At 49.9% G+C, this 13139-nt stretch carries 9 protein-coding genes and 5 pseudogenes; 9 read left to right on the top strand and 5 right to left on the bottom strand.

What is annotated here, in order from left to right; all coding sequences use genetic code 11:
- The 3 genes and pseudogenes from BGK49_RS01475 to BGK49_RS01465 all read left to right on the top strand — a co-directional run.
- A pseudogene (locus tag BGK49_RS01475) lies at nt 1-233 on the top strand (IS4 family transposase); the annotation flags it as partial.
- A complete protein-coding gene (locus tag BGK49_RS01470; protein WP_046891795.1) occupies nt 194-442 on the top strand; it encodes a cold-shock protein in 249 nt (82 codons plus the stop codon). The pseudogene BGK49_RS01475 and the gene BGK49_RS01470, both read left to right, overlap by 40 nt.
- The gene (locus tag BGK49_RS01465; protein ID WP_001019197.1) at nt 432-605 is read left to right on the top strand and encodes a GnsA/GnsB family addiction module toxin; all 174 of its coding nucleotides are present in this window, start codon (nt 432-434) and stop codon (nt 603-605) included. Before BGK49_RS01470 ends, BGK49_RS01465 begins: the two co-directional genes overlap by 11 nt.
- A gap of 48 nt (nt 606-653) precedes the next feature.
- On the opposite strand, the gene BGK49_RS01460 is transcribed toward BGK49_RS01465, so the two are convergent.
- Both BGK49_RS01460 and torS read right to left on the bottom strand, forming a co-directional pair.
- Nucleotides 654-1727, bottom strand: coding sequence for a 4Fe-4S binding protein (locus BGK49_RS01460; RefSeq protein ID WP_000818439.1), 1074 nt, complete (start codon nt 1725-1727; stop codon nt 654-656).
- A 133-nt stretch (nt 1728-1860) separates the two neighbouring features.
- Nucleotides 1861-3600 (bottom strand): annotated as a pseudogene (torS, locus tag BGK49_RS01455) (TMAO reductase system sensor histidine kinase/response regulator TorS); the annotation flags it as partial.
- Nucleotides 3601-3682: 82 nt separating this feature from the next.
- Here torS and torT point away from each other — a divergent pair.
- Nucleotides 3683-4672 (top strand): TMAO reductase system periplasmic protein TorT, encoded by a 990-nt coding sequence (gene torT / locus BGK49_RS01450; RefSeq protein WP_001264960.1) that lies wholly within the window; start codon nt 3683-3685, stop codon nt 4670-4672.
- Here the strand turns inward: torT and torR are convergent.
- On the bottom strand, nt 4645-5337 hold the full coding sequence (gene torR / locus BGK49_RS01445) for a two-component system response regulator TorR (protein WP_001120112.1): 693 nt from the start codon (nt 5335-5337) through the stop codon (nt 4645-4647). The genes torT and torR overlap by 28 nt on opposite strands.
- Before the next feature lie 119 nt (nt 5338-5456).
- Here torR and torC point away from each other — a divergent pair, with 119 nt between their 5' ends.
- From torC to torD, 3 genes and pseudogenes are all read left to right on the top strand, one after another.
- Entirely contained in the window at nt 5457-6629 is a 1173-nt protein-coding gene (gene torC, locus BGK49_RS01440; protein ID WP_005028847.1) for a pentaheme c-type cytochrome TorC, read from the top strand.
- A pseudogene (gene torA, locus BGK49_RS01435) lies at nt 6629-9209 on the top strand (trimethylamine-N-oxide reductase TorA). Before torC ends, torA begins: the two are co-directional and overlap by 1 nt.
- On the top strand, nt 9206-9805 hold the full coding sequence (gene torD / locus BGK49_RS01430) for a molecular chaperone TorD (RefSeq protein ID WP_000209865.1): 600 nt from the start codon (nt 9206-9208) through the stop codon (nt 9803-9805). Before torA ends, torD begins: the two are co-directional and overlap by 4 nt.
- Nucleotides 9806-9897: 92 nt before the next feature.
- Here torD and cbpM read toward each other — a convergent pair whose 3' ends face one another.
- Together cbpM and cbpA are read right to left on the bottom strand one after the other, a co-directional pair.
- A complete protein-coding gene (gene cbpM, locus BGK49_RS01425) occupies nt 9898-10203 on the bottom strand; it encodes a chaperone modulator CbpM (protein ID WP_069375682.1) in 306 nt (101 codons plus the stop codon).
- Nucleotides 10203-11123, bottom strand: a complete 921-nt coding sequence (gene cbpA, locus BGK49_RS01420; protein WP_000420617.1) for a curved DNA-binding protein — start codon at nt 11121-11123, stop codon at nt 10203-10205. The genes cbpM and cbpA overlap by 1 nt, the downstream gene beginning before the upstream one ends.
- 260 nt (nt 11124-11383) lie before the next feature.
- On the opposite strand from cbpA, the pseudogene BGK49_RS01415 reads away from it, so the two are divergent.
- Both BGK49_RS01415 and BGK49_RS30805 read left to right on the top strand, forming a co-directional pair.
- Nucleotides 11384-12639, top strand: a pseudogene (locus BGK49_RS01415) (YccE family protein).
- Nucleotides 12640-12931: 292 nt separating this feature from the next.
- Nucleotides 12932-13042, top strand: a pseudogene (locus tag BGK49_RS30805) (hypothetical protein); the annotation flags it as partial.
- Nucleotides 13043-13139 lie beyond the last annotated feature (97 nt).

The raw sequence follows: 13139 nt of genomic DNA, 5'->3' as shown, positions 1-13139 counted from the left end.
GTTACTGGCCGAATCAACTGAGTTTCTCAGAATCATGCGGAATGGTGATGAGAATGCTGATGACATTGCAGGGCGCTTCACCGGGACGTATACCGGAGCTGATGCGCGATCTTGCAAGTATGGGACAACTTGTGAAATTACCGACGAGAAGGGAAAGGGCCTTCCCGAGAGTGGTAAAGGAGAGGCCCTGGAAATACCCCACAGCCCCGAAAAAGAGCCAGTCAGTTGCTTAACTGACTGGCATTACCCTCGTGGAGCCTTTTTTATATCTGCCTTATTTTTCTTCAACGCTGTATGTATAGTAAGCGATAACCTGTTGATTATTGAATCTTTCGGGGAGATGGCTTATAACATTTCTTACCTGACCAGGGTACCGGGAACCAACACCTTACTGGCGTGTTGCTGTCTTTTAAGACCAGAAGAGGTTAACAGTGAATATTGAAGAGTTAAAAAAACAAGCCGAAACGGAAATCGCCGACTTTATCGCGCAAAAAATTGCCGAGCTGAACAAGAATACAGGGAAAGAAGTCTCTGAAATTCGCTTCACCGCACGAGAAAAAATGACCGGGCTTGAAAGTTATGATGTCAAAATCAAAATAATGTGATTTTGTGAACATCACCCCGTGCGAGGTGATGTTCCGCTTGTTGCTAATTTAGTGACCAATCATTGGCGCTTGTGGAATTAAGCGTCGGTACAATTCCTCCGGCACCGGGCTTTGCCATACTCCCGCATACATTGCGTAACCAATCACCGCGAACATAATCCCCAGAACCAGTAGCGTCATTAACCAGCCAGACAACGCAAAAGCTTTTTTATTTGCCGCAGGTTTTTGCAGTGAAAAGGTCAATGTTGAGGCTACCGGACATGACTCTACGCAAGTCATACAGCCGGTACATTCCACTGTTCGTACCTGAATTAATTTATCTACCGGGATCCGTGATGGGCAATTTTTTGCGCATTTGCCACAGCCGATACAACTTTCGGCATTGCGACGAATCTTAAACGGCGATAATAGCGAAACCACGCCCATCAGCGCGCCATATGGGCAAAGATAACGACACCAGGCATGGCGAATAAACAGGCTGGCAATCAGCAAAACGGTCACGCTGATTAATGTCGCGGTCCCCATATGACGAAAGAAATCGAGCATTTTTACGTCCATCACCACGCTGTAGGGCGACAACATAAAATAGTGAATCGCCTGAGCGGGCATCAATAACGCGATATAGAGAAAAAAACTCAACAGCAAATACTTCACGCCGCGCAGAGGAATATCCAGCCAGCGGGGAAGGACACATTGCCGACCAAACAGTTTGTTACCGAGATCGCCGATTAATTCAGAAAGCGTACCAACCGGGCATAACCATGAGCAAAAGGCCTTTTTGAGTAATAGACTGATGACGATAAAAGCGACCAATAACAGCATCGCGGCGGCGTGGACGGACGGTAACTGACCTGTTGTAAGGCTATATTTCAGATTCATCAGACCGGCAATCGGTAGCCAGCCTTCGATACCTCCCGGTCTGGCGACAAATGTCGTGCTACTTGCCGTTTCGTAATAGCGCACCCAATACCAGAACGTGATGGCAATATAAATATTCATTGCCAACAGTAATAATTGCGTCGCTTTACGCCAGGTCGTGGCATTGCGCCAGTCATTCCACGGTAATTTGCCGCCCGTCATGCCTGGCCGCCGCTGCCAGCGGGTTCTTTTTTTCTCTGCCATGATTTTGCCAGTCCGTTAAGTTGCATACCAAATGCCACTATTCTAGTTGTTCTTAACTGGCTGATATTGATTCAAATCGCGTTCAGGTCTTTCTTATGCAACCATGCTTCCAGAGCGGCAACACTGCGTGTTGCCCTTCGTCAGTAAAACGCAGGGCGTTGCTCAACAGGTTGGTTATAACCTGACGAATACGTCGCGGATCGCCCATTAACGCGGTCGGTACATCGTCGGCAATTGCTGTTGCCAGGCGAATCGGGCGACCTTTCACCCGTCCGCTCATTAATTGCAGGGTACTTTCCAGCAGCGGGCGCGGTTCAAAGGGCTCATCGCTGACCGAAACATTCTTGCCACCTGCTTCGATAGCCGAATAATCGAGAATATCGTTGAGGATGGTCAGCAACGATTCACCAGAGTCGGTAATCGCCCGCAAATCATCACGCTGGGCGTTAAGTGCGGGGTTATCTGCCAGCAGTTGAGCAGTGCCGAGAATACCGTACAGCGGTGTGCGGATCTCATGGCTCATCGCCGCCAGAAAGGCCGATTTTGCCTGGCTGGCTTTTTCTGCTTCCGCCCGTGCCTGTCGGTGTTCTATCACCAGTTCCTGCAATTCAGCTGTACGCGCTTTGACCTGCGCCGCCAGCTGTTCACGGTGGCGATTCAGTGCATGAACAGTGCTGCGAAACGCATCCATCAGCCGCCCGATGGTATCCAGCTCCCGTACGCCAGCGGTTTCCGGGAAAGGGGAGTCAATATCACCGTCCAGCAGCCGTTGCAGCGCCTGCGTTTGTTCGGCAAGTGGACGCGTGACTGAGCGATAAACCACGCGCCAAAGGATCAGAATCAGTGCGCAAAGTGAAACCATCCCCAGCAATAACAGGCTGTATTGCCCGCGTGCACTGGCTTTTTCCAGATGCGCCAGTCCGTGCTGATTACGCAGCTCAATGGTGTCGACCAGCTGACTGACTTCGCTACTAAACTGCGCGAACAGGGCGATGTTATTTTGTGCGAGAGTTTGTAGGTGATTGCTGATTTCACTGTCCTGCTGATACAGCGCCAGCAAATCGCTATATTGGCTAACGGTAGTTAACGTTGTTGCGACCTGCGCACGAACACCCGGATCTTCAATGCGTATTTGCCGACGTTGCAGAATTTTCACCGCATTATTGAGCTGCTTTTCCAGCGTTGGTGCATTTTTCTGGATCTGCTCCAGCCCCAGATTCATCACCATTTGCTGCACCCGCAGAGCGCTAAGGCGCAGTTCATTCATCTGGTTAACATACTCAAGATCGATATCAATCAGCCGATCGAGTGCACTTTCAGCAGCCTGACGCTGATCTTGTTCGATCAAATCGTAAATCCCGGCCAGGGTCGCTCCAGCGGAAGTTGTCGCATTATTCGCCTGACCTTGCGCCAGGCGTGCGATCTCATCGGCGGCAGCGACTATCTGCTGACTGAGTTGCTGTTGTTGCTGGCGTAGTTGCAGACGCCGCCCCACCAGTTCCCCTTGCTGACGTAACGAACGGGAGATCTCCTGCTCCTGTTGTTCAATAGCGGTGGTATCAAAACCTTGTTCCTGTAACGCTTGCAGCAACGCATTAATCTTCAGGCTTTGTGCGGTGAGCATTCGCCCCTGCGCCTGCCACATCTTTTCGTTATCGGCACTGGTCAGGTTCTGCGCGGCGAAAAGTTCCCAGGCGCTGGCTTCGCTCAACTGGCGCGCCATATTCATGGTAGGAATCAATGCCTGAGTGTTGTCTTTTTCCACCTGGCTGATAAAGCGCAGGTTGTACCATCCCACCAGGGTACTGGTCAGGGTTAACAGCGCCATCAGGGCAAAGCCCATCCAGAGTCTTCGGGTCAGGGTTAAATTCACGGTCGGTGCACTTTAGGTGAAAAAGGTTGAGTCGCAAAGCAGAATGCATCTAGCATAAAGCCTTATTATTGATGAGGCTATCATGCGCGTACTGCTATTTTTACTTCTTTCCCTTTTCATGTTATCGGCATTTTCGGCTGATAACCTGTTGCGCTGGCATGATGCGCAGCATTACACGGTGCAAGCCTCTACGCCGCTTAAAGCCAAACGCGCATGGAAACTGTGCGCGCTTTATCCCAGCCTGAAAGATTCATACTGGTTATCGTTGAACTATGGTATGCAGGAGGCAGGCGGCTACAGCCAGTTGGCTACCCAGCAAGCACAAATCGACCAGTGTAAACAGTGGGGCGCAGAGGCCATTTTGCTCGGTAGTAGCACTACGTCATTTCCCGACCTGCAAAAGCAGGTAGCAAATCTGCCGGTGATCGAACTGGTAAATGCTCTTGATGATCCCCTGGTGAAAAGCCGCGTTGGTGTACCCTGGTTTCAGATGGGCTATCAACCTGGGCGATATTTGGTGCAATGGGCGCACGGTAAACCACTGAACGTGCTGTTGATGCCCGGACCCGATAATGCCGGGGGCAGTAAAGAGATGGTCGAGGGTTTTCGCGCAGCCATTGCCGGAAGCCCGGTGCGTATTGTTGATATTGCGCTTGGTGATAACGATATTGAAATCCAGCGTAACCTGTTGCAGGATATGCTGGAACGCCACCCAGAAATCGACGTCGTTGCCGGAACGGCCATTGCGGCAGAGGCGGCAATGGGTGAAGGGCGTAACCTGAAAACGCCGCTTACCGTGGTGTCGTTTTATCTTTCACATCAGGTGTATCGCGGGCTGAAGCGGGGAAGAGTGATTATGGCTGCCAGCGATCAAATGGTCTGGCAGGGGGAACTGGCGGTTGAGCAGGCCATCAGGCAATTACAGGGGCAATCGGTGTCTGATAATGTCAGCCCACCGATTTTAGTTCTGACGCCGAAAAATGCCGACCGTGAACATATTCGCCGCTCGCTGTCACCAGGGGGATTTCGTCCGGTCTATTTTTATCAGCACACATCAGCGGCTAAGAAATAACCTTCACCATGTTGCGTCACCAGTAAATCCGCGCTGAGTTTATGACGTAAACGACGAATTAACACATCGACGGTGCGCAGGTCAGGGTTTTCCACCCGACGCGCAGAAAGCATACGTAGCAGACGTTCACGGCTGAGAATTTCGCCCGGATTCGTCACAAATGCCACCAACATTTCATACTCTGCGCGGGTCAGTTTAATCGGCTCGCCATCCCGCTCCAGCGTATGGCGCGACACATTCAGGCAATAACCGGCAAAGCGATAGCAGTTGTCCTGAGTGTGCGGTTGAGCTTGTCGCGCGAGGTCGATTCGCCAGAGCAGATTTTTCACCCGTACTACCAGTTCGCGCAGTTCCAGCGGTTTGGTGACGTAATCGTCTGCGCCCATTTCCAGCCCAACAATACGGTCAATCCGATCGCTGCGTCCGGTAACCAGAATAATCCCCACCGTTGAGCGTTCTCGCAGGGCGCGGGTTAACATCAGGCCATTTTCATCGGGTAAGTTGATATCCAGCAGAATTAAATCTACCGGCTGATTCTGCATAATTTCCCGCAGCCCGGCACCGCTCGCTGTAACGGAAACGGTATACCCCTCCTGAGTGAAGTAAGATTGTAATCGCGCCTGGGTAACCGGCTCATCTTCAACAATAACAATGTGATGTGGCATCAGAGGGTTTTACTCATTCTGTTCATATTCTGCCGTAAGCCGTTCATCCTGACCAGTGCCGCTGTTCATATTTGCTCATTAAGATCGCTTCACTAAACCATAATTTTACAGGGGCTATTATGCGGAAACTCTGGAACGCGCTACGCCGACCCAGTGCTCGTTGGTCGGTACTGGCGCTGGTCGCAATTGGGATTGTGATTGGCATTGCGCTGATTGTATTGCCACACGTTGGGATCAAAGTCACCAGCACAACCGAATTTTGTGTCAGTTGCCACAGTATGCAACCGGTGTATGAAGAATATAAACAGTCGGTGCATTTCCAGAACGCCTCCGGCGTGCGAGCTGAATGCCATGACTGTCATATCCCGCCGGATATTCCAGGCATGGTGAAGCGCAAACTGGAAGCGAGCAATGATATCTACCAGACCTTTATTGCTCACTCCATTGATACACCTGAAAAATTCGAAGCCAAACGCGCGGAACTTGCCGAGCGTGAATGGGCGCGAATGAAAGAAAACAACTCGGCAACCTGCCGCTCCTGCCATAACTACGATGCGATGGATCATGCGAAGCAGCATCCTGAAGCGGCACGTCAGATGAAGGTGGCAGCGAAAGATAATCAATCCTGCATCGACTGTCATAAAGGTATTGCCCACCAGTTACCGGATATGAGTAGCGGCTTCCGTAAGCAGTTCGATGAGCTGCGCGCCAGTGCTAATGACAGTGGTGACACGCTGTACTCTATTGATATTAAGCCAATTTATGCGGCGAAAGGCGATAAAGAAGCCTCTGGTTCTCTGCTGCCTGCTTCGGAAGTGAAAGTCCTTAAACGTGACGGCGACTGGCTGCAAATTGAAATTACCGGCTGGACGGAAAGCGCCGGACGTCAGCGTGTACTCACCCAATTCCCAGGTAAACGCATCTTTGTTGCCTCGATTCGTGGTGATGTGCAGCAGCAGGTAAAAACGCTGGAGAAAACCACCGTTGCCGACACCAATACCGAGTGGAGCAAGTTGCAGGCCACTGCGTGGATGAAGAAAGGTGATATGGTGAACGATATCAAACCGATCTGGGCTTATGCGGATTCGTTGTACAACGGCACCTGTAACCAGTGCTACGGCGCACCGGAAATCTCTCACTTTGATGCTAACGGCTGGATTGGCACGCTCAACGGCATGATTGGCTTTACCAGTCTCGATAAACGTGAAGAACGCACCTTGTTGAAATATCTGCAAATGAATGCGTCTGACATCGCAGGTAAGGCTCACGGCGATAAGAAGGAAGAAAAATAATGAACAATAACGATCTCTTTCAGGCATCACGTCGGCGTTTTCTGGCACAACTCGGCGGCTTAACAGTCGCCGGGATGCTGGGGCCGTCATTGTTAACGCCGCGCAGTGCGACTGCGGCGCAAGCGGCGGCTGTCATCTCGAAAGAGGGCATTCTTACCGGGTCGCACTGGGGGGCTATCCGCGCGACGGTGAAGGATGGTCGCTTTGTGGCGGCAAAACCGTTCGAACTGGATAAATATCCGTCGAAAATGATTGCCGGATTGCCGGATTGCCGGATTGCCGGATTGCCGGATTGCCGGATTGCCAGATCACGTACACAACGCGGCGCGTATTCGTTATCCGATGGTACGCGTGGACTGGCTGCGTAAGCGCCATCTCAGCGATACCTCCCAGCGCGGTGATAACCGTTTTGTGCGCGTGAGCTGGGATGAAGCCCTCGACATGTTCTATGAAGAACTGGAACGCGTGCAGAAAACTCACGGGCCGAGTGCCTTGCTGACCGCCAGTGGTTGGCAATCGACGGGGATGTTCCATAACGCTTCGGGGATGCTGGCGAAAGCTATTGCCTTGCATGGTAATAGCGTTGGTACGGGCGGAGATTACTCTACCGGTGCTGCGCAGGTGATCCTGCCGCGCGTAGTCGGTTCGATGGAAGTGTATGAACAGCAAACCTCCTGGCCGCTGGTATTGCAGAACAGCAAAACCATTATGCTGTGGGGCTCCGATTTGCTGAAAAACCAGCAAGCGAACTGGTGGTGCCCGGATCACGATGTTTATGAATATTACGAGCAACTAAAAGCGAAAGTCGCCGCCGGTGAAATTGAGGTCATCAGCATCGATCCGGTTGTCACATCCACCCATGAGTATCTGGGGCGCGAGCATGTGAAGCACATTGCGGTTAACCCGCAAACTGACGTGCCGCTGCAACTGGCGCTGGCGTATACGCTGTACAGTGAAAACCTGTACGACAAAAACTTCCTCGCTAACTACTGTGTAGGTTTTGAGCAGTTCCTGCCGTATCTGCTGGGTGAGAAAGACGGTCAGCCGAAAGATGCCGCATGGGCTGAAAAACTGACCGGCATTGATGCCGAAACCATTCGTGGGCTGGCGCGGCAGATGGCGGCGAACAGAACGCAAATTATTGCTGGCTGGTGCGTGCAGCGTATGCAGCACGGTGAACAGTGGGCGTGGATGATTGTGGTTCTGGCGGCGATGCTGGGGCAAATTGGCCTGCCAGGTGGTGGTTTTGGTTTTGGCTGGCACTACAACGGCGCAGGCACGCCGGGGCGTAAAGGCGTTATTCTGAGTGGTTTCTCCGGCTCTACGTCGATTCCGCCTGTTCACGACAACAGTGACTACAAAGGCTACAGCAGCACCATTCCGATTGCCCGTTTTATCGATGCGATCCTCGAACCGGGGAAAGTGATCAACTGGAACGGTAAATCGGTAAAACTGCCGCCACTGAAAATGTGTATTTTTGCCGGAACTAACCCATTCCATCGCCATCAGCAGATCAACCGCATTATTGAAGGCTGGCGCAAGCTGGAAACGGTTATCGCCATAGATAACCAGTGGACCTCAACCTACCGCTTTGCCGATATCGTACTGCCTGCGACCACGCAGTTTGAGCGTAACGATCTCGACCAGTACGGCAACCACTCCAACCGTGGCATTATCGCCATGAAACAGGTGGTGCCGCCGCAGTTCGAGGCGCGCAACGACTTTGATATTTTCCGCGAGCTGTGCCGTCGCTTTAATCGCGAAGAAGCCTTTACCGAAGGGCTGGACGAAATGGGCTGGCTGAAACGCATCTGGCAGGAAGGTGTACAACAAGGCAAAGGACGCGGCGTTCATCTGCCAGCGTTTGATGACTTCTGGAATAACAAAGAGTACGTCGAGTTTGACCATCCGCAGATGTTTGTTCGCCACCAGGCATTCCGCGAAGATCCGGATCTCGAACCGCTGGGCACGCCGAGTGGCCTGATTGAGATCTACTCGAAAACCATCGCCGATATGAACTACGACGATTGTCAGGGGCATCCGATGTGGTTTGAGAAAATCGAACGCTCCCACGGTGGGCCCGGCTCGCAGAAGTATCCGTTGCATCTGCAATCTGTGCATCCGGATTTCCGACTTCACTCGCAGTTATGTGAGTCGGAAACTCTGCGTCAGCAATATACGGTAGCGGGTAAAGAGCCAGTATTCATTAACCCGCAGGATGCCAGCGCGCGCGGTATTCGTAACGGTGATGTGGTACGCGTCTTTAACGCTCGCGGTCAGGTGTTGGCAGGGGCAGTAGTTTCTGACCGCTATGCACCCGGCGTGGCACGAATTCACGAAGGGGCATGGTACGATCCAGATAAAGGCGGCGAGCCTGGTGCGCTGTGCAAATACGGTAACCCCAACGTGCTGACCATCGACATCGGTACTTCGCAGCTGGCGCAGGCGACCAGTGCGCACACTACGCTGGTGGAAATTGAGAAGTACAATGGAGCAGTGGAGCAGGTGACGGCGTTTAACGGCCCTGTGGAGATGGTGGCGCAGTGCGAATATGTTCCCGCGTCGCAGGTGAAATCATGACCACGCTGACAGCACAACAGATTGCCTGTGTTTACGCCTGGCTGGCGCAGTTGTTCTCCCGTGAACTGGACGATGAACAACTGACGCAAATCGCCAGTGCGCAGATGGCTGAATGGTTTTCGTTGCTGAAAAGCGAACCGCCGCTGGCTGCGGCGGTGAATGAGCTGGAAAACTGTATTGCCACGCTGACAGTACGTGACGATGCCCGTCTGGAACTGGCCGCTGACTTTTGCGGCCTGTTTTTGATGACTGATAAGCAGGCCGCGCTGCCGTATGCATCGGCCTACAAACAGGACGAGCAAGAGATTAAACGCTTGTTAGTTGAGGCAGGGATGGAAACCAGCGGCAATTTCAACGAACCGGCAGACCATCTGGCGATCTATCTCGAGTTGTTGAGTCATCTGCATTTTTCGCTGGGAGAGGGGACCGTTCCTGCGCGAAGAATCGACAGTTTGCGGCAAAAAACACTGACGGCGCTGTGGCAATGGTTACCAGAGTTTGCTGCGCGTTGCCATCAGTATGACAGCTTTGGTTTTTACGCGGCACTAAGCCAGTTATTGCTGGTGTTAGTGGAGTGCGACCACCAAAACAAATAACGTCGTTTATGCGCCTGAAAAGACGCGTTTAGCGTCGCATCAGGCATTATGGCGCAGTTGCCGGATGCGTCATCACATCCGGCAAACACACATCACGGATGAGCTACAAACCGGGAAAGCCGCTGGCGTAGCAGGCGGTTTTCCTGCTTCAGGTGTGCAATATCATCCATTAACGTCAGCGCCACCGCGATCCCCGGCCAGTCCAGAGCCAGTTCATGACGCAGGCGTACCGCGCGTTGCACCACAATGGCGGCATGGTCGTCAAATACCCAGGTTGTTTCCTGGATCTCACGCGGTTCAACCACCCCCAAACCGACAATTTCATTCAACTCCTCTTCAGAGATGCCGGTATGCAGGCAAAATTCGGTAATAGTAAAAGTCATCGTAACATTAGCCATCATGCTTTCCCCCAATCTTTACGTGGATCAAAAGACGACTGGGCGTCTGCCAGTTGCTGCCACAGCGCGGCAGTGTTTTCATCCGGTTTCGGCGGCATCACGATTTTCAGTACCGCATACAGATCGCCGGTCTGTTTTTTGCTCACCAGACCTTTGCCTTTAACGCGCAATCGTTGCCCGGCCTGGCTGCCTGGCGGGATAGTCAGCAAAATGCTTTCTTTCAGTGTTGGAACGGTGACTTTAGCACCCAGCGCCGCTTCCCACGGGCTAACCGGCACCACAATTTCCAGATCCTGGCCGACAATATCGAACAGCGGATGTGGCGCAATATGAATCACCAGCCACAAATCGCCATTTGGACCACCGTTTTCGCCCGGCGTCCCCTGGCCTTTCAGACGGATGCGTTGACCATTGCCGACGCCCGCCGGGATCTTCACATTCAGCGTTTTCGGGATTTCCTGTTCGATCATGCCAAAGGCGTTATAAACCGGCAGGTTATAGCTGATGGTACGCTTATGCTCAGTCAGCGTTTCTTCGAGGAATACCGCCACTTCGATTTCAATATCGTGGCCGCGTGCGGCGGGGCGTTGACGGCTCTGGCGGGCATGCTGACCGAAAATTGACGAGAAGATATCGTCAAAATCTTCGGCATTAAAACTCTGACCGTCGCCATGATGGAACTGACGGTTAAATTGCGGATCGTTGCGATGTTGCCACATCTGATCATACTCAGCGCGACGTTGTTCATCACTTAACACTTCCCAGGCTTCAGCGACCTCTTTGAAGCGGGCTTCGGCATCCGGTTCTTTGCTGACATCAGGATGGTATTTACGGGCCAGTCGACGATAGGCGGTCTTGATTGTCTTGAGATCGTCCGTCGGTTTCACGCCCATGATGGCGTAATAATCCTTTAATTCCATAGCGTTATCTCGCGTAAATCAACACAAATTGAAGGAACCCCTGTAAGGTAACTCCTATAAGTGTAGGGTAATCCTCAAAATTTCATATGCCAACACAGAATATGTTATTGAAATCATCGTGGAGAGGAGGTCGCCATCAATATGGGTTGCTGAACATATTTTAAACAGGTGAAAAAGGGTGAGCGATTTTTGATAGTTGAACTAGGCACTTTAAGTTTAACTAGGGCGTCATTATTTATTAAATTTTATAGACGCTATATATGGGTAGTAATATACATGGAATTAGTTGCACTGCAAATAATTATTTGAAACAGGCCTGGAACGATATAAAAAATGAGTACGAAAAAAATCAAACATATTCAATCACGCTTTTTGAAAACACACTGGTGTGTTTTATGCGGTTATACAATGAACTCAGACGTAAAGTAAATGAAGAGGATACTCCATGTCTGGAATGTGAATCACTAGAAAAAGAATTTGAGGAAATGCAGAATGATAATGATCTATCATTATTTATGAGAACATTGCGTACTAATGATACACAAATTTATTCAGGGTTTCAGGAGGTATTACATATACTATACAATATGTTCAAAATGTTGATATTGTTAGAGTGTCCTTGCCGGGCAGAGGTTCAGAGTCTATCACAGATTTTAAAGGTTATTATTGGTATGGCTTTATGGAATATATTGAAAACATTACTGCGTGTGATGATGTTTTTTCTGAGTATTGTTTAGATGATGAAAATATGAGTATCCAGCCAGAACAGATAAATACGCCGGGAATATCTGATTTAGATACTGGTATTGATTTGTCTGGCATATCTTTTATTCAGAGTGAAATTAATAAAACATATGGATTAAAATACGCTCCAGTAGATGGCGATGGATATTGTCTGTTAAGATCCATACTGGTTTTAAAAGAACATGAGTATTCATGGGCGCTGGGCGGCCATAAGACGCAAAAGCAAGTATACGAAGAGTTTATTAAAATTGTTGATAAACAAACGATCGAGGCTCTTGTTGATACGGCATTCTATAATCTCAGGGAAGATGTAAAGACGTTATTTGGCGTTAATCTACAATCTGACAACAAAATTCAGGGGCAGGGTGGTTTTTTATCATGGAGTTTTTTGTCTTTTAAAAAAGAATTTATTGATAGTTGCTTGAATGACAAAAAATGCATACTGCATTTACCCGAATTTATATTTAATGATAACAAGGTACGCCTTGTTTTAGACACCGACCCAGAGCAGAGGGTTAATGAGGTGAAAAATTTCCTCACTGCTCTTTCAGATAGCATTTGCTCATTATTTATTTTTAATAGTAATATGGCATCAATCTCCTTGGGGAATGAATCCGTTTCAACAGATGACGACCTTGAGTATGGTTATTTAATAAACACTGGCAATCATTATGATGTTTACCTCCCTCCTGAACTTTTTGCTCAGGCTTATAAGTTAAAAAATAAGGAAATGAATGCGCAACTCGACTATTTAAATCGTTATGCAATTTAATGGCAAAGGCATATGCTAAAAACCATTGTTATTAGTCTCACACTTTTTTATTGGTAAATATTGTCTCTGTATTGGTAACGCCGCAGATATTCTGTTTAGCCACAGGTGCAATTATCAGCGGCGTACGCGAGGCAGGGGCTAATCAGGCATAGTTTGCGTCAAACCTTGCCTGTTTTTGAAGATGTATATAGAAAAACAGGCGTTCAACAAGCCATTTTGCGAACCTGTTCCCGGAAAAAAGTCATATTTCTGTCACACTCTTTAGTGATTGATAACAAAAGAGGTGCCAGGAATGAACAAAACGCTAATCGCCGCAGCTGTGGCAGGGATAGTTTTACTCGCTTCAAACGCTCAGGCACAAACCGTACCGGAAGGCTATCAGCTACAGCAAGTGCTCATGATGAAGTGGTCAACAAAAACTGGCCACCGAGTTAGAGTTTTTCCAGTATCGATTTTCCGATTCGTTTGGGGGTAACCCACCGTTATATTCGTGCGGTCTT

Source organism: Shigella sp. FC1544, from assembly GCF_001722145.1.
Lineage (GTDB): Bacteria > Pseudomonadota > Gammaproteobacteria > Enterobacterales > Enterobacteriaceae > Escherichia > Escherichia coli.
This window is presented reverse-complemented; position numbering and strand designations above follow the sequence as displayed.